General features: G+C 69.3%; 15 protein-coding genes and 2 riboswitches. Of the genes, 12 read left to right on the top strand and 3 right to left on the bottom strand.

What is annotated here, in order from left to right; genetic code table 11:
- Positions 1-88: 88 nt before the first annotated feature.
- Positions 89-326: riboswitch (cobalamin riboswitch) on the bottom strand.
- A 113-nt stretch (positions 327-439) separates the two neighbouring features.
- A riboswitch (cobalamin riboswitch) is annotated at positions 440-706 on the top strand.
- Between the two features lie 329 nt (positions 707-1035).
- The 7 genes from cobW to HWX36_RS23920 all read left to right on the top strand — a co-directional run bounded on the left by cobW (position 1036) and on the right by HWX36_RS23920 (position 9305).
- Positions 1036-2124, top strand: coding sequence for a cobalamin biosynthesis protein CobW (gene cobW, locus HWX36_RS23950; protein WP_175955367.1), 1089 nt, complete (start codon positions 1036-1038; stop codon positions 2122-2124).
- 6 nt (positions 2125-2130) lie between these two features.
- Entirely contained in the window at positions 2131-5940 is a 3810-nt protein-coding gene (gene cobN / locus HWX36_RS23945) for a cobaltochelatase subunit CobN (RefSeq protein ID WP_175955365.1), read from the top strand.
- Complete coding sequence (locus HWX36_RS23940) at positions 5937-7013, top strand: ATP-binding protein (RefSeq protein ID WP_175955363.1); 1077 nt, start codon at positions 5937-5939, stop codon at positions 7011-7013. Before cobN ends, HWX36_RS23940 begins: the two co-directional genes overlap by 4 nt.
- A gap of 68 nt (positions 7014-7081) precedes the next feature.
- The gene (locus HWX36_RS23935) at positions 7082-7681 is read left to right on the top strand and encodes a VWA domain-containing protein (protein WP_175955504.1); all 600 of its coding nucleotides are present in this window, start codon (positions 7082-7084) and stop codon (positions 7679-7681) included.
- Between the two features lie 69 nt (positions 7682-7750).
- Positions 7751-8203 (top strand): YaiI/YqxD family protein, encoded by a 453-nt coding sequence (locus tag HWX36_RS23930; RefSeq protein WP_174991485.1) that lies wholly within the window; start codon positions 7751-7753, stop codon positions 8201-8203.
- Between the two features lie 171 nt (positions 8204-8374).
- Positions 8375-8947: a DUF1993 domain-containing protein gene (locus HWX36_RS23925; RefSeq protein WP_175955361.1), complete on the top strand. Its 573-nt coding sequence runs from the start codon at positions 8375-8377 to the stop codon at positions 8945-8947.
- 31 nt (positions 8948-8978) lie between these two features.
- Entirely contained in the window at positions 8979-9305 is a 327-nt protein-coding gene (locus HWX36_RS23920; protein ID WP_175955359.1) for a low molecular weight protein tyrosine phosphatase family protein, read from the top strand.
- A gap of 21 nt (positions 9306-9326) precedes the next feature.
- Here the strand turns inward: HWX36_RS23920 and HWX36_RS23915 are convergent, their stop codons facing one another.
- Both HWX36_RS23915 and HWX36_RS23910 read right to left on the bottom strand, forming a co-directional pair.
- Positions 9327-9749, bottom strand: a complete 423-nt coding sequence (locus HWX36_RS23915) for an NUDIX domain-containing protein (protein WP_175955358.1) — start codon at positions 9747-9749, stop codon at positions 9327-9329.
- A gap of 150 nt (positions 9750-9899) precedes the next feature.
- Positions 9900-10157: a hypothetical protein gene (locus HWX36_RS23910; protein ID WP_175955356.1), complete on the bottom strand. Its 258-nt coding sequence runs from the start codon at positions 10155-10157 to the stop codon at positions 9900-9902.
- Positions 10158-10432: 275 nt separating this feature from the next.
- Here HWX36_RS23910 and HWX36_RS23905 point away from each other — a divergent pair, with 275 nt between their 5' ends.
- From HWX36_RS23905 to HWX36_RS23890, 4 genes are all read left to right on the top strand, one after another.
- Entirely contained in the window at positions 10433-11599 is a 1167-nt protein-coding gene (locus HWX36_RS23905; protein ID WP_175955354.1) for a CoA transferase, read from the top strand.
- 124 nt (positions 11600-11723) lie between these two features.
- Positions 11724-13025, top strand: a complete 1302-nt coding sequence (locus HWX36_RS23900) for a citrate:proton symporter (protein WP_175955352.1) — start codon at positions 11724-11726, stop codon at positions 13023-13025.
- 142 nt (positions 13026-13167) lie between these two features.
- On the top strand, positions 13168-14334 hold the full coding sequence (locus HWX36_RS23895; RefSeq protein WP_175955350.1) for an acyl-CoA dehydrogenase family protein: 1167 nt from the start codon (positions 13168-13170) through the stop codon (positions 14332-14334).
- Between the two features lie 60 nt (positions 14335-14394).
- Positions 14395-15138, top strand: coding sequence for an IclR family transcriptional regulator (locus tag HWX36_RS23890; protein WP_175955348.1), 744 nt, complete (start codon positions 14395-14397; stop codon positions 15136-15138).
- A 113-nt stretch (positions 15139-15251) separates the two neighbouring features.
- Here HWX36_RS23890 and HWX36_RS23885 read toward each other — a convergent pair whose 3' ends face one another.
- A complete protein-coding gene (locus tag HWX36_RS23885; RefSeq protein WP_175955347.1) occupies positions 15252-16607 on the bottom strand; it encodes a chitinase in 1356 nt (451 codons plus the stop codon).
- Positions 16608-17179: 572 nt separating this feature from the next.
- Between HWX36_RS23885 and HWX36_RS23880 the strand changes: the two genes are divergently transcribed.
- Complete coding sequence (locus HWX36_RS23880) at positions 17180-17503, top strand: H-type lectin domain-containing protein (protein WP_175955344.1); 324 nt, start codon at positions 17180-17182, stop codon at positions 17501-17503.
- Positions 17504-17510: the final 7 nt, after the last annotated feature.

Here is a 17510-nt window from a genome sequence, read left to right as displayed (position 1 = left end):
ACGCATGGCGGATCGAACGAAGCCCGCGCGGACGCGGGCGGAATGCGCACCCATCCGTCCCCCGCGGATCGGGCGTTCGGCGAGCGTCGAGCTCGCCCCTTGCGTCGGCCGGTATCCGGGCTGGCCGCTTGCCAGGCCGCAGCCTTCCCGCCCGGCTGAAGGGCAGTGGCATCGTGGGCGGCATGGGCGCGTGCGCGGGGAAGCGCGTCGCGCGGGCGGCGTACCGTTGCGGGGACAGCACAGGCCGGGCGGCAGGCCGCCTCCTGTTTCCCGTTTAACTGCAGGCGCGGAATGCGCATGCGAGCACCGAACGCGGCGCTACGATAGCACAGCGATCCACCCGCGCGAACCGCCGCGCACGGCTTCCAGCCCTGCGCGCCGGCCATCCGCAACCGGGCCGGGCGGCCCGCTTCGCCTTGACGCTCCCCGCACCGCCGCCTACACTCGCACGCGTTTTGGTGCTCGCGCGCGCCGCTCCGGTGCGCGCAGTTAAACGGGAAACAGGGCGCGCGCCTGCGCCGCAGTCGAGCCAACCTGTGCTGCCCCCGCAACGGTAAGCGAACGCGTCGCGCGCAAGCGCCACGCAACGCCGCTTCGCCGCATGCCGCGCGCATGCGGACGACCGCCACTGGATGCCGCGCGCATCCGGGAAGGCGAAGCGGCGTGTTCGTCAGCCCGGATACCGGCCTAAACATTGGGGTTCAGCGCCGCGGGGAGGCGGCGCATCGTCCACGGCCGCAGCAGGCCCGACGCCCGCATGTTGCCCGCTTCCTCCGCCGATCTGCCCATGCGCGAACCCGCGCCGGCCGTCGCGGGGAACGGTCGGCTGCGCGAGCCGGGCCGGCGGCAGCCGTGTTGGCATTCACGATGTCGACCGTTCGCAAGGAAGCACCATGTCCGATTCGTCGTTCCGCCCGCCCCGCGACTGTCCGTGCGGATCGCGCGGCGGCCTGCCCGCGATCCGCCAGATGAACTGCCACGCCGCTATCGACGCGACGATCCCGGCCTGATTCCATTTTCGACACTGGACCTACCATGACCCTACGCAAGCTTCCCGTCACGATCGTCACGGGCTTTCTCGGCAGCGGCAAGACCACGCTGATGCGCCACATCCTGCAGCACGCCGAAGGCCGCCGCATCGCGGTGATCGTCAACGAATTCGGCGAGCTCGGCATCGACGGCGAAATCCTCAAGGGCTGCGGCATCGGCTGCGAGGATGCCGACGGCGCGCAGGGCGAAGCGTCCGGCCAGCTCTACGAACTCGCGAACGGCTGCCTGTGCTGCACGGTGCAGGAAGAGTTCTATCCGGTGATGGAAGCGCTCGTCGAGCGCCGCGCGGACATCGACCACGTGCTGATCGAGACGTCGGGCCTCGCGCTGCCGAAGCCGCTCGTGCAGGCGTTCAACTGGCCGACGATCCGCAACAGCTTCACGGTCGATGCGGTCGTGACCGTGGTCGACGGGCCGGCCGCTGCCAGCGGCCAGTTCGCGGAAAACCCGCAGGCCGTCGACGCGCAGCGCCGCGCCGATCCGAATCTCGACCACGAATCGCCGCTGCACGAGCTGTTCGCCGATCAACTGTCGTCCGCCGATCTCGTGATCGTGAACAAGGCCGATCTCGTCGACGGCGCGGCGTTCGCGCAGATCGAAACGGCGATCCGCGACGAGATCCCGCCGGAGGTGAAGATCGTGCGCGCGACGCGCGGCGAGCTCGATCTCGCGATGCTGCTCGGTCTCGAATCGGCATCGGAAGCAACGATCCACCTGCGTCACGACCATCACGGCTCGGCCGACGACGGCGATCACGATCATCATCACGACGATTTCGACTCGGTGGTCGTGTCGGGCGACGCCGGCACGCGCGAAGCGACGATCGCCGCGCTGCAGCGCGTCGTCGAGGCGCACACGATCTACCGCGCGAAAGGTTTCGCCGCGCTGCCCGGCGCGCCGATGCGGCTCGTGATCCAGGGCGTCGGCCGCCGCTTCGACAGCTATTTCGATCGCCGCTGGCAGGACGGCGAAACGCGCGCGAGCCGCTTCGTGCTGATCGGCGAGGATCTCGACGCGGCCGCGCTGCAACGCGCGTTCGATGCCGCGTGCGCGGCCGAGCCGCTACAGGCGTAACGCACGATGCATCTGTTGCGCACCACGCCGGGCGGCTTCGTCGACGATACGCAGGGCGTCGTCCGGATCGACCAGCGCCCGGCCGACATCGTGATCCTGAGCTCGGCCGACACGACGCTGTCGCTGCTCGCGAGCGTCGTGCCGCATCTGCCGGCCGGCTTCCCGAGCGTGCGGCTCGCGAACGTCACGTTCCTGCGGCAGCCGGCGTCGGTCGACTTCTACGTCGACGACGTGCTGCAGCATGCGAAGTCGGTCGTGATCGATCATCTCGGCGGCGAGGCGTATTGGCCGTACGGGATCGAGCAGGCCGTGTCGCTCGCGTCGAAGCGCAGGCAGCAGCTCGCGATGTTTTCGGGCGACCTGCAGGAAGACCCGAACCTCGTCGCGAAGAGCACCGTCGCGCCCGACCTGTGCCGGCTGTGGTGGCGCTACCTGCGCGAAGGCGGCGCGCACAACGCCGAGGCGCTGCTGCGCAGCATTGCATTCCACACGCTCGGCTTCGGCGACGAACCCGAGCTGCCGCGCCCGCTGCCGGCCGCCGCGCTGTACCACCCGGCGCGCGCCCGCGCGAGCGTCGACGACTGGCGGCCGCGCTGGACGCCCGGTGCGCCCGTCGTCGCGATCCTGTTCTATCGCGCGCACTGGCAGGCCGCGAACACGGCCGTGTTCGACGCGCTGGCCGATGCGCTCGTCGACGCAGGGCTGAATCCGCTGCCGATCGCGGTCACGTCGCTGAAGGACGCGGTAAGCCGCGAAGTCATCACGCAGCTCTGCGACACGCACGACGTCGCGCTCGTGCTGAACACGACCGCGTTCGCGGCCGGCGCGATCGACAGCCCCGAACACGACGTGCTCGCCGGCGACGCGCCGGTCTTGCAGGTGATCCTGTCCGGCGGCAATCGCGATGCGTGGGTGGCCGACAACCAGGGTCTGCATGCGCGCGACATCGCGATGCACATCGCGCTGCCCGAGGTCGACGGGCGCATCGTCACGCGCGCGGTGAGCTTCAAGGGGCTCGCGTACCGCTGCCCGCACACCGAGGTCGACGTCGTGCGCTACCAGCCGGATGCCGAGCGGATCGCGTTCGTCGCGGCGCTCGCGCGCGGCTGGTGCCGGCTGCGCACGGTCGACCACGCCGACAAGCGCATCGCGCTGATTCTCGCGAACTATCCGCAAAGCGAAGGGCGGATCGGCAACGGCGTCGGGCTCGACACGCCGGCGTCCGCGCTGCGCGTGCTCGCGGCGTTGCGCGATGCGGGCTATGCGGTGGCCGACCTGCCGCCCGACGGCGACGCGCTGATCGCACGGCTCACCGAAGGCGTGACCAACGACACGGCGGTGCACGCGCTGCGCCCCGCATTCCAGAGCTTCCCGCTGGCCGACTACGTCGCCCGTTTCGCGCGGCTGCCGGCGGCCGTGCGCGACGCATTGAACGCACGCTGGGGCCCGCCCGAAGCCGACCCGACGCTGCGGCAAGGGCGCTTCACGATCGCCGGCTGGCGCGCGGGCAACGTGTTCGTCGGCATCCAGCCGTCGCGCTCGCGCGGCGAGAACGATTACGCGAGCTACCACGACGCGGATCTCGTGCCGCCGCACGCGTATCTCGCGTTCTATTTCTGGCTGCGCGACGCGTATCGCATCGACGCGGTCATCCACCTCGGCAAGCACGGCAACCTCGAATGGCTGCCGGGCAAGAGCGTCGCGCTGTCCGACGCGTGCTGGCCCGACCTGACGCTCGGGCCGCTGCCGCACCTGTACCCGTTCATCGTCAACGATCCGGGCGAGGGCAGCCAGGCGAAGCGCCGCGCGCAGGCCGTGATCGTCGATCACCTGATGCCGCCGCTCACCCGCGCGGAAAACTACGGGCCGCTGCAGGATCTCGAACGGCAGGTCGACGAATACTACGAAGCGCTGATGGTCGATGGGCGGCGCGCGAAGCTGCTGCGCAAGACGATCCTTGCCACGATCGCCGAGCATCGTTTGCATGACGAACTGAGCGTGTCGCCGCCGCGCGATACGGGCGACGAGGATGCGCTGCTCACGCGCGTCGACGCGTGGCTGTGCGAGCTGAAGGAAGCACAGATTCGCGACGGGCTGCACGTGTTCGGCGTATCGCCGGCCGCGCGCCAGCGGCGCGACACGCTGCTCGCGCTCGCACGCTTTCCGGTCGGCGACGGCAAGGGAGCGCGGGCGGGGCTGATCGGGGCGCTCGCGCGCGATCTCGCGCTCGGCGACGATTTCGATCCGCTCGCGGCCGACTGGGCCGCGCCGTGGGCCGGCCCGCGCCCGGCGATCCTGCAGGCGCTCGACGCATCGCCGTGGCGCCATGCGGGCGATACGCGCGAGCGGCTCGAGCGGCTTGCGCAGCACTGGCTCGACGGGTTGTGCACAGCCGACCGCGGCAACACGGGCGCCGATGCGACGCCTCCCGGCGACTGGCCGCACACGCTCGCCGTGATCGAACGCGTGCGCGCGACGCTGCTGCCCGCGCTCGACGCGTGCGGCGGCGAGGAAATGCGTCAGCTGCTGCGCGGGCTCGACGGCCGCTTCGTGCCGCCGGGGCCGAGCGGCTCGCCGTCGCGCGGCCGCCCCGACGTGCTGCCGACCGGCCGCAACTTCTACTCGGTCGACACGCGCGCGGTGCCTACGCAGGCCGCATGGTCGCTCGGCCTGAAATCCGCGCAGCAACTGATCGAGCGTCATCTGCAGGATCACGGCGACTATCCGCGCGCAATCGGCCTCTCGGTATGGGGCACGGCGACGATGCGCACCGGTGGCGATGACATCGCGCAGGCATTCGCGCTGCTCGGCGTACGGCCGAAATGGGCGCACGGCAGCCACCGCGTGACCGACTTCGAGATCCTGCCGATCGAGATCTTCGACCGGCCGCGCATCGATGTGACGCTGCGCGTTTCGGGCTTCTTCCGCGACGCGTTCCCGAACCTGATGCACCTGTTCGACGCGGCCGTGCAGGCCGTGGCCGCGCTCGACGAGCCCGAGGACCTGAACCCGATCCGTGCGCGCATCGAGCGTGAACGCGAGACGTGGATCGCACGGGGCGTGGCACCGGACGAGGCGCGGCGCCGCGCCGGCTGGCGCGTGTTCGGCGCGCGGCCGGGCAGCTACGGCGCGGGCCTGCAGGACCTGATCGACCAGCGCCGCTGGCAGGCCGACGCCGATCTCGCCGACGCCTACCGCCGGTGGGGCGGCCACGCGTACGCGCAGAACAGCGCGGGCGACGCCGCGGCCGACGCGTTCGGCGAGCGGCTCGCGACGATCGACGTCGTCGTGCAGAACCAGGACAGCCGCGAGCACGACATCCTCGATTCGAACGACTACTACCAGTTCCAGGGCGGGATGACGGCGGCCGTGCGGCACCTGTCCGGGCAGCAGCCGAGCATCTACCACGGCGACCATGCGAACCCGGTCGCGCCGAGGATGCGCACGCTGCGCGAGGAAATCGCGCGCGTGATCCGCTCGCGTGTCGTCAACCCGAAATGGCTCGACGGCGTGAAGCGCCATGGTTACAAGGGCGCGGCCGAGATGGCGGCGACCGTCGACTACCTGTACGGCTATGACGCGACCGCGCGCGTGCTGTCCGACCACCAGTACGCGCTCGTCGCCGACGCGTACCTGTTCGACGACGCCACCCGCGCATTCCTCGAACGGCACAACCCGAAGGCGCTGCACGGCATCTGCGAACGCTTCGTCGAAGCGATGCAGCGCGGCCTGTGGCAGCAGCCGGGCGACTATCGCGACCGGATCGAGGCGGTCTGGCTCGCGAGCGAACAACTCCAGGAAGGAGGACGGCGATGACCGATCCGACGACGCACCACGCCCGCGCGGTCTTTCCGTTTGCGGCGCTCGTCGCGCAGGATGCGCTGCAGCAGGCGCTGCTGCTCGCCGCGATCGACCCGTCGCTGGGCGGCGTGCTCGTGAGCGGGCCGCGCGGCACCGCGAAATCGACCGCGGCGCGCGGCCTCGCGGAGCTGCTGCCCGAAGGGCAGTTCGTCACGCTGCCGCTGTCGGCGAGCGACGAGCAGGTGACGGGTACGCTCGATCTCGCGCATGCGCTCGCGGAAAACGGCGTGCGCTTCCGGCCGGGACTCCTCGCGAGGGCGCATCTCGGCGTGCTGTACGTCGACGAAGTGAACCTGCTCGCAGACGGGCTCGTCGACACGCTGCTCGACGTCGCCGCGAGCGGCGTGAACATCGTCGAGCGCGATGGCGTGTCGCACGCGCACGATGCGCGCTTCGTGCTCGTCGGGACGATGAATCCGGAGGAGGGCGAGCTGCGTCCGCAACTGCTCGACCGCTTCGGTTTGATGGTCGAGCTGGAGAACTGCTTCGACGCCGCACAGCGCGAGCGGATCGTGAAGGCACGGCTTGCATTCGATCTCGATCCGGATGCGTTTCGCGCGCGCCATGCATCCGCGCAACGTGAGCTCGGCGACCGGATTCACGCGGCGCGCGCACGGCTGGTGGCGCTCGATTTCGACGATGCGGTCCATGCGCGCGTCAGCGCGCTGTGTATCGACGCGGCCGTCGACGGGCTGCGCGCCGATCTCGTGATGCTGCGCGCGGCGCGCGCGCTCGCCGCGCTGGAGCAGGCCGGCGCGGTGACGGTGTCGCATGTGGAGCGGGTGGCCGACGCGGTGCTGCGGCACCGGCGCCACGCGGGCATGCCACCCTCGTCCGGCGCGCCGCAACCCGACGACGAACGCGACGGTCACGGTGCGCCCGATGCGCGCGAGCGCCCCGGCGATCCATCGGGCGCGGCGAAGGACGATGCCACGCCGTCGCAGGGCGACTGGGGCTACCTGCCGCCCGAAGCGGCCGGGCTGCGCAACGTCAAAGGCGTCGTGCCGCTGCCGCTAAAAAAACGCTGAGCCATCGAGCCGGCGCCGCCGCGAACCTCGTTCGCGGTCCTCGATGGCAATCAGGCGCAGCCGTGCGCGTGCCGGGCACGGCGCGCGCCGGCACGGCCGTGGCGTGGCCGGCGACACTGGCCGCGAAACGCGGCGATTCGCTGCACCACGGCCATCTGCGCTTCCAGAAACGGGCCAGCACGCCGCACGCGCTGCATTGCTTCGTGCTCGACTGTTCGGCGTCGATGCTGTCGCACGAGCGGCTCGCCTTGGCGAAGGGGCTGATCGTCGCGTATTTCGACCAGGCCGCGCGCGACCGGGTCGAAACCGCGCTGATTTGCTTCGGCGGCAACGGCGCCGCGCGACGCTTTGGCCCGACCGTCCCGCGCTGGTGGAATGCGCGCTGGCTCGAACCCGTCGAAGGCGGCGGCGGCACGCCGCTCGCGGACGGCATCGCGGCCGCCGCGCAATTGCTGGCGCGCGCGGCGCGGCGCGAGCCCGGCAAGCAGCGCTGGCTGTGGGTGCTGTCCGACGGACGCACGCGCGAGATGCCCGCGAAACCCGCGGCGGCCGATCACGTCGTGTTCGTCGACTTCGACGATGTGGCCGTACGGATCGGGCGGGGCGCGCGGCTCGCCGCTGCGTGGGGCGCGCAGTGGGTGATGGCCGATGCGCTGTGCGCGGGCTAGCAGGCTGATGGCCGGCCGGCGGTGCGCTATGATCGCCGCTTCTGCTTCAACCCATTGGAACACTCCACCATGCAAGTACTGGTCGATGCCGACGCGTGTCCCGCCGTCATCAAGGACATGCTGTTTCGCGCCGCGCGTCGTGCCGAAATCGGCGTGACGCTGGTCGCGAACCAGTTTCTGCGCACGCCGCCGTCGCCATTCATCAAGGCGGTGCAGGTGCCGGCCGGCTTCGACGTGGCCGATGCGCGCATCGTCGAGCTGGTGGAAGCGGGCGACCTCGTGATTACCGCCGACATCCCGCTGGCCGCCGCCGTGCTCGACAAGGGCGCGCATGCGCTCGACCCGCGCGGTAACTGGTTCAGCCGCGAGAACATCGAGGAACGCCTGTCGACGCGCGCGATGATGGATCAGCTGCGCAGCGCGGGCATCGACACGGGCGGGCCGGCGCCGTTCAGCGCGCGCGACGGCAAGGCGTTTGCATCGCAGCTCGACCGGTTCCTGGCGCGACACGGCAAGCCCTGAGGTTGCGTGGATGCGGCCGCGCGCCGTCAGCGTCCCGCGTCGGGGTGCACTCACCCGTGTCACGCGCCACCTCACCCGATCCGCATCGCATGGCGCTCATCGCCCAGGCCAGGATGCAGGTTCGTGCCGACGCTGCTATCGTGGCGCAAACCACAACATAGGAGCGCACGCGTGTCACCGACCCAACTTCTCGTTCCGACGTTTACCCAGCTGCTGCGCGCGCAGACCGCGTGGCTCGACAAGGCTGCCGCGCACCGGCAGGCCGCGGGCGACGCGCCCGACGCGGCGATGGCGCTGAAGCTGGCGCCCGACATGTATCCGCTCGCGGCACAGGTGCGCTTCTCGTGTTTCCAGGCGATGGAGCCCGTCCACCGGCTGCGTGGCGAACCGGTGCCGGCTGCGCTGCTGGCATTGCGCGAGGCGGGATGGAAGGCGGATGCGCAACCCGGCTCGCTCGCCGACGCGCAGGCGATCGTCGCCGGCACGCTCGCCTTTCTCGGCGAACTCGCGCCGGATGCGCTCGACGGCGGCGCCGCGCTGCCGATCGCGCTCGAGATGCCAAACGGGATCGCGTTCGACATGACGGGCGAACAGTACGCGCGCGACTGGGCGCTGCCGCAGTTCTACTTCCACGCGATCGCCGCGTACGCGATCCTGCGCCATCATGGCGTCGAACTCGGCAAGGCCGACTACGTGCCGCACATGCTCGCGTACATCCGGCCGGGCGCGATTGCGCAAGGGTGAGCAGGGCGGTGTCGGGCAATCGCGAAGCGACATGATGCGGGCGCTCTTCATCTGCAGCCGCAACCGGCTGCGCAGCCCGACCGCCGAAGCGGTATTCGCCGCCTGGCCGGACGTCGAAACCGACTCGGCGGGCCTCGCGCCCGACGCGGATACGCGCCTGTCCGTCGAGCAGCTCGACTGGGCCGATGTCGTGTTCGTGATGGAGCGTACCCACCGGGCGCAGCTGGCGGCGCAATTCGGCACGCATCTGCGGCACAAGAAGATCGTGTGCCTCGACATTCCCGACCGTTACACCTGCATGCAGCCCGAACTCGTCACGCTGCTCGAGCGCAAGGCCGGCCCGTTCCTGCGCACGTGACCGGCGCGGGTGATATCGGCGTCAGCGCGGCCGGCCGTTCGCGCTCGCCGAGAAACACTCGAGCCGCAGCAGCTCGATGATCTTGCGCGTCGGCACGCTCGCATGAAGCGTGTCGAGCCGGTCGACGGTAAACCACTTGCAGCGGGCGATCTCGTTGCTCGCGCGCGGCGTCAGGTGCGCCGGCACGTCGGCCACGAACACGTGATGGAGCTTGGTCAGACCGCCGAACTGCACCGCGTAGTCGAGCGCAAGCCCCTCCAGCCGCGTTTCCTCCGCGAGCTCCCTCAGCGCAGCATCGAGCGGCGTCTCGCCACGCCGGATCGTGCCGCCCGGCAGCGACCAGCGCGACGCGGCGCGGGCGACCAGCAGCACGCTGCTGCGCTGACGGCACACGATCGTGGCGCGTTCCTTGATGACGGCGAGAGTGTCCAGCCCGGTACTCATATTCGGTAAAGCAGGTGCTGAATCGTGGAGAAAATGCGCGTCGGCGGCCCGCTGCCCGGCGGCAGGCCGCGACGGCGTACAGGCGCCCACACCGATCTTAGCGGCCGTTCATGACAGTTCCGTGCACGGCTTCGCGGAACCGAAAACGGGTCACGCGTGCGTATAGATTCCGCTGCGCGCCGGTTTCGCGTGGCGCGGCTGGCGGCGCTTGTGAACGGCACGCCGATGGTGGGACGGCGGCGTGACGTGCCGGCGCGCGGGCGCGGGCCGTGCGGTCGGTGAGGCCGCCTGCGGCGCGCCCCCCGGCATCTGCGTCTGTCCTTCGCCGAAATGGAACGTCTGGGTTTGCGCGTGGGCGACGCCCAGCGTCGACGCCAGCACGAAGGCCGCGAGCAGTATCCGTTTCATGAATCGTCCGCCTTGTTTTTCGAGATGAAGATGGCCCGCCAGCTTAGCGAATGGCGGGGCGCCATCGCAACCGCGTCGTGTTCGGTATCGGCCCCACTTGCGCACGGCGGCGCCTTCCGTCCGGCCTCAGGGTGCCGCCGGGGTTGACAACGCAATTCCCGAGTGTGAATATAAATTCACACACAAGAATTATTCGTCGAATCCGGGAAACCGCGCCGCAGGTGCGCGGCGACCGGAACCGGCCGTCCGATCAACCGGAACCAGGAGCGGGACGCATGGCGGAACACGAGCAGCAGGGCGCGCTGGCGGGATTGCGCATCATCGATCTGTCGCGGGTGCTGGGCGGCCCGTATGCAACGCAGATCCTGGCCGACCACGGCGCGGAAGTGATCAAGGTCGAACCGCCGTCCGGCGACGAAACGCGCACGTGGGGCCCGCCGTTCGACGGCGATACCGCGTCGTACTTCCTCGGCGTGAACCGCAACAAGCTCGGCATCGCGCTCGACCTGACGCAACCGGCCGACCGCGAACGGCTGCTCGGCCTGCTCGAACACGCGGACGCCATCGTCGAGAATTTCAAGATCGGCACGATGGAGCGCTGGGGGCTCGGCTTCGACGCGCTGCATGCGCGGTTTCCGCGCCTCGTTCATTGCCGCGTGTCGGGCTTCGGCGCGGACGGCCCGCTCGGCGGGCTGCCCGGCTACGACGCGGCCGTGCAGGCGCTCGCGGGGCTGATGAGCGTCAATGGCGAAGCGGGCGGCGCGCCGCTGCGGGTCGGCGTGCCGATCGTCGATCTCGTCACCGGGCTGAACGCGGCGCTCGGCGTGCTGATGGCGCTGCGCGAGCGCGACGCGAGCGGCCGCGGCCAGTTCGTCGAATCGACGCTGTTCGACTGCGCGCTGTCGATCCTGCATCCCCATACGCCGAACTTCTTCCATTCGGGGAAGGCACCCGTGCGCACCGGCAACGCGCATCCGAACATCACGCCGTACGACAGCTTTCCAACGGCCACCGTCGACATCTTTCTGGCGGTCGGCAACAACGGGCAGTTCGCGGGGCTGTGCGACGTGCTCGGCACGCGCGACTGGCTCGACGATCCACGCTTCATCGACAACCGCGCGCGCAGCGCGAATCGCGCCGCACTGCGTGCGCGGCTCGAAACGGCGCTGGCCGGACACGACGGCGCGGCGCTCGCCGAGCAGCTGATGCGCCGCGGCGTGCCGTGCGCGCCGGTGCTCGGGCTCGATGCGGCGCTCGATCATCCGCATGTCGCGCATCGGGAGATGAAGGTCGAGCTGGGCCGGCATCGCGGCATCGCGTCGCCGATCAAGCTCGGTCGCACGCCCGCCACGTACCGGCGGCCGCCGCCCGCGCTGAACGAACACGCGGCGCAGGTGTTCGCCGACGCTGACGGCCGCGATCGCGCCGCACACCGGGACTGACCGGCTTCGCGGCCGCCGGCCGTGCCGTGCGCCCGACGGCGCCGCACGGCCATGCGTGCCGCACGCCCCTTCGAACACCCTGCCGGGCGCTGCACAGGCGCACCGGCTGAAGAGGAGACGCATCATGCTTGCATGGATCGGCGCGATCGCCATCGTCGCGCTGTTCGGCCTGATCATCACGAAACGGCTGTCGCCGCTCGTCGCGCTGATCGTCGTGCCGGTGGCCGCGTCGCTCGCGGCCGGTTTCGGGCTCGCGACCGGCAAGTTCATCGTGCACGGCGTACAGAACATCGGCCCGATCGCCGGGATGTTCGTTTTTGCGATTCTTTTTTTCGGCATCCTCACCGATGCGGGGTTGCTCGATCCGATCATCGCGGGCGTGCTGCGCGTGATCGGCTGCCATCCGCCGCGCATCGTGATGGGCTCGGCGCTGCTCGCGCTGCTGATCCATCTCGACGGCTCGGGCGCCGTCACGTTTCTCGTCACGCTGCCGGCGATGATGCCGCTCTACACGCGGCTCGGGATGGATCGCCGCATCCTCGCGTGCGTGGCGTCGATGGCGGCCGGCGTCAATTTCCTGCCGTGGGTCGGGCCGATGCTGCGCGCGTCGGCGGCGCTGCACCTTCCCGGTTCCGCGATCTTCATGCCGATGATTCCGGTGCAGATCGTCGGGCTCGTGTTCGTGTTCGGCACCGCGTACGTGCTCGGCGTGCGCGAGGCGAAGCGGCTCGGGCTCGATCGCGCCGGCGCGGCGTCGCTCGCGATTGCGCCGCGCGCGCTGACCGACGCCGAACGCGCGTTGCGCCGGCCCGAGCGCTTCCGGATCAATCTCTTGCTGACGCTCGTCGTGCTCGTCACGCTCGTGTCGGGCATCGTCGACCCGATGGTGATGTTCATGCTCGGCACGGTCGCCGCGCTCGTGATCAACTACCCGGACGTGCAGGCCCAGCGCGAGCGGATCGACGCGCATGCGAAGGCCGCGCTGATGATGGCGAGCGTGCTGCTCGCGGCCGGCGCGTTCACCGGCATCATGTCCGGCACCGGGATGCTGAAGGCGATGGCGGACGTGGTCGTCGCGCACGTGCCGGTCGAGCATGCGCGTCACATGCCGTTCGTGCTCGGGTTGCTGTCGATGCCGCTCAGCCTGCTGTTCGACCCCGATTCGTTCTATTTCGGCGTGCTGCCGGTGCTCGCGGAAAGCGCGAAGCTGCTCGGCGTGCCGCCGATCCAGATGGCGCAGGCCGCGCTGCTCGGCCAGATGACGACGGGCTTCCCGGTGAGCCCGCTCACGCCCGCGACGTTCCTGATCGTCGGCCTGACCGGCGTCGAGCTGGCCGAGCACCAGAAATTCACGATTCCGTTCCTGTTCGCCGCCACCGTGCTGATGGTGTTCGCCGCGGTGATCGTGGGCGTGTTTCCGTTGTGAGCGCCCGAGACTGGCCGCTTCGTGCCGACGCGCCGAGCGGGCCATCCCGCACGGGGACATCCTTCGGCGGGCAAACCGCGGTGCCGCATGGCGTTTTCTTGAGAGCGGCGCGACCGCTCGCCTTTTTCCGGGAGTGCATTCCATGCAGTTCGACCTGACCGACGACCAGCGCGCGATCGAAAGCGCGATCGAGAAAATCTGCGCGCGCTTCGGCGACGACTACTGGCTCGAACGCGATCGCGCGGGCGGGTTCCCGGACGATTTCCACGCGGCGCTCGCCGAAGCTGGCTGGCTCGGCATCGCGATGGACCCCGCCCATGGCGGCGCCGGGCTCGGGATGACCGAGGCCGCGCTGATGATGCGCACGATCAGCGCATCGGGCGCCGGCCTGTCCGGCGCATCGGCCGTCCACATGAACATCTTCGGGCTGAACCCGGTGCAGGTGTTCGGCAACGACGCGCAGAAGGCGCGCTTCCTGCCGCCGCTGATCGCCGGGCGCGACAAGGCGTGCTTCGCGGTGACCGAACCCGATGCGGGCCTCGACACCACGCACCTGACCACGCAGGCCAGCCGGGACGGCGACCACTACGTGCTGAGCGGGCGCAAGATCTGGATCTCGACCGCGCAGGTGGCCAACAAGATGCTGATCATCGCGCGCACCACGCCGCTCGACCAGGTCGCGAAGCCGACCGACGGGCTGAGCCTGTTCTATACCGATCTCGACCGCTCGTGCGTCGAGGTGCGCGAGATCGAGAAGATGGGCCGCAAGGCGGTCGATTCGAACCTGCTGTTCATCGACAACCTGCGCGTACCGGAAGGCGACCTGATCGGCAACGAAGGCGACGGCTTCCGCTACCTGTTGCACGGGCTGAATCCCGAACGGATCCTGATCGCCGCGGAGGCGATCGGGCTCGGGCAGGCCGCGCTGCGCCGCGCGACGCAGTACGCGTGCGAGCGCGTCGTGTTCGGCCGGCCGATCGGGCAGAACCAGTCGATCCAGCATCCGCTCGCGCAGGCGTGGATGCAGCTCGAGGCCGCGTGGCTGATGGTGATGAAGGCCGCGACGCGCTACGACGCGGGGCAGCCGTGCGGCGCGGAGGCCAACGCCGCGAAATACCTCGGCGCGGAAGCCGCGTTCCAGGCGTGCCAGACGGCGGTCGCGACGCACGGCGGGATGGGCTACGCGAAGGAATACCATGTCGAGCGCTACCTGCGCGAGTGTATGATTCCGAGGCTCGCGCCCGTGAGTCCGCAACTGATCCTGTGCTACATCGCGGAGAAGGTGCTCGGGCTGCCGAAGTCGTACTGACCGTACCGTCCCGGCGGCCGGCCCGGTGCGCGATCTCCCGTTCCGATTCAAGCGCTCGTCATGGACGTCAAACTCGTTGCCCGCACGCTCGACCTGTTCGAGCTGTTCGCCGCCGAACGGCGGCCGCTGCCGCTCACCGAACTCGCGCGCCTGCTCAACGTGCCAGCGTCGAGCTGCCTCGCGATGGCGCGCACGCTCGTGAGCCGCGGCTACCTGTACGAAGTGCGCAAGCGCGGCGGCTACTACCCGACGCGCCGCCTGCAGACGATCGCCGCCGCGATCGACGCGACCGATCCGGTCGTCGACATCGTTCATCCGCATCTCGTCGCGCTGCGCGACGCGAGCCGCGAGACGGCCGTGCTCGGCAAGATCCAGGGCGTATCCGTCACCTATCTCGACGTCGTCGAATCGGAGCAGGCGATCCGCTATACGCGCGCGCCGGGCGAGCTGCGCCCGCTGCATGCGAACTCGATCGGCAAGGCGATTTTCGCGGAACTGGACGGCGACGCGCAGCAGGCGCTCGGCGCGCAGTTGCCGTTCGAACGTTTCACCGACACGACAGTGGCGGACCTGCCCGCGCTCGTCGCGCAAACCGCCCGGTTTCGCGAACTCGGCTGGGCCGAGAACATAGGCGAGAGCGCGCCCGAACTGTCGGCGATCGCGGTCGCGCTGACGCTCGACGGCGACTGGTACGGGCTGTCGGTGGTCGGGCCGACCGAGCGGATTCGCCAGCATCGCGATACGCATGCGGCGCTGCTCGTCGACGCGAAGGCCAGGCTGCTGGCGGAGCACGCGCGCGGCTGACAGCGGGCAGGGTGCCGCCGGCCAGCGGGCCGTCCGCCGGCGAACCGGTATCGATCGCCGTGAACGGCCCCTGATGCGCAGGCGTGGGGCCTAGCGACGGCCGCTACGCCGCATCACGACTTCACCCACACACCGCCCGCACTCGGGTTGTCGCCTTGCGTCCACCATTTCGCGCAGTATTTCGCGCCCTGGTACATCACGCAGGCGCCGCCTGAATACGCGGTGGTGGCAGACCACGTGGGCGTGCCGCCGCCGACCGGCTTCCACACGGCGGCCTGGCCGGGCACGTCGCCCTGCGTCCACCATTGCGCCTGATACGTCGTGCCCTGGTAGGTGACCGTCGCGCCGGCCGTATAGACCTGGCCGGCCACCCAGGGCGCGCCCGGCTGCGGCGTGCCGCCGTCCGAGCCGCCGCCGTAGTTCGGGTCCTGCGTGACGCCCGCGCCCCACTTGCCGCCGAGCTGCTTGAAGATGGTCGCGAACGCGTACGGCTGCTGCGCGACGCCCGAGCAGGTCGGCGACGCAGAGGCGCCGCCGGACGGGCAGGCCTGGTCGCGGCCAATCGACCAGTTGCCGAAGAAGCCGTAGCCGTTGGCGACCGCCGCGTTCAGCACGCTTTGCGCATTCGCGAGCGTGAAGGTTTCGCCCTGCACGTCGTTCACGCCGATCATCGGCGTGACGCCGACCATCTGCCAGAGCTGCGCATCGGTCTTCGGCTGGCCGGCCGACTTGAAGGCCGTATCGAGCTGCGAGTAGAGCGCCTGCGCGGCACTGATCGCGGCCGCGCCCATGTCGATGTTCGCCGGGCCGTAATCCATCGCCATCACGTTCACCGCATCGAACGCGGCCTTGTTCAAGATCGCCGCGTTGACGACGTTCAGGCCGTCCTGCGTGAGCCCGGTCGGCATCGTCGGCAGCGTGAGCGTGACGTGCAGCGGCTTGCCTTGCGCCGCATAGCTCGCCTGCAGCTGCGCGACCGCCTGGAAGTTGCGCGCGACCGCGGCCGTGTCCGTCTGCGACACGCCCTCGATGTCGAAGTCGATGTGCGTGAGGCCGTACGTGTCGATCACGGTCTGGTAGGCGCTCGCCAGCGCGGGGACGGTCGAGCACGCCTGCATCAGCGGCGTGCCGTTCGCGCCGCCGAACGACACGGCCACTTCGCCGCCTTTCGCGCGATAGCTCGCGATCGACGTCGACAGCGCGGTCAGCAGGCCGCCGCTCGCGCCGTTGCCGATCGGCTGCACGCCGCCCCACGACGGCACGCAACCGTTGCCCGCGACCACGAACGCGAGCGTGAACTGCTGGATGCCTTGCCGGACGCCGATCTGGTCGACGAGCGGCGTCGGGTAGAGCGTCACGTCGACGTAGGGCGCATAGACGCCCGCGCCATGGGACACGCTCGCCACGGCGAGCAGACAACCCGCGGCAAAGGCGCGCGGGATGAAACGCGGCAACACATTGTTGTTCATTGTGTTCTCCAAGTGGAAGAGGGATACGCTGGCCCGCGTATCGCCGCCGGTCGTGCGACCAGGCATGCCCGGCCGGCGGCGTGCCCATCTTGGAGGATTCGCATCGAATAGTGAACAGTCAGGAGTTCTTTTTGTTATTTGATTCCCGATAAGTAACGATCTCGCCGATTCGACACCGTTGTGCAATGCATCGGGCGTAGACCCAGAAAACTTGTCACCGTTTCCGCAATAACAATGTCACTTCGCGCGGCGAAACGGGCACGACGCGCGCAACCATGCCGCGAATCGGAGTTGAATCAAGCGCTGCCGTTTCGTTGACTCCAATGCTCGACCGTTGCTTCAACAGCGTTGCGGGCTGGCCAGACAAGGCCGCCACACATCCACATGTCGTCGGCCCGCATCTCGCGTGTTGGTCCGGCCACTATTTCGACGAGCCCTGATAGCTGTTTCAACCGTGTAAGCGCGTGTAATCGCTTTCGCCGCACGCGCGGCATACCTTTGTTCTCGAGCGGAGTACTTTCGCGCAAGGCTCACCTACGATGTAACGTCGCCTTATCCATAAGGAGTTCAAAATGTTGGAAAGAATCGTGGCAAAGCAGGCAGTCGGAAGCACTCAAGGCGGCGACCGGAATTCCTGGCTCAACCCGCCTTTGAATACGAAAATCACGTTCCCGGGTACGTTTTCGACCGCACCCATTGTTATCGTGACGGCCCTCCAGGACCCCAGCGTCGCATCCCCTTATCCGGACACGTTCTCGGTGACGGTGACCCAAGTCACGACGACCGGATTCAACGTCAACATCACTCGCGAAGATAAGGTGTTCCCCGAATATTCGGGCAGCGATTGGGGGCAAAACCTCCATATTTCGTACATCGCCGAAGTTCCGAGCCAATAAAAATCGA

Origin of the sequence: Burkholderia sp. BCC0405, assembly GCF_902833075.1 — a bacterium.
Taxonomy (GTDB): Bacteria; Pseudomonadota; Gammaproteobacteria; order Burkholderiales; family Burkholderiaceae; genus Burkholderia.
Note: the sequence above shows the minus strand (reverse complement) of the source record. Positions and strands in the feature narration are given on the sequence as shown.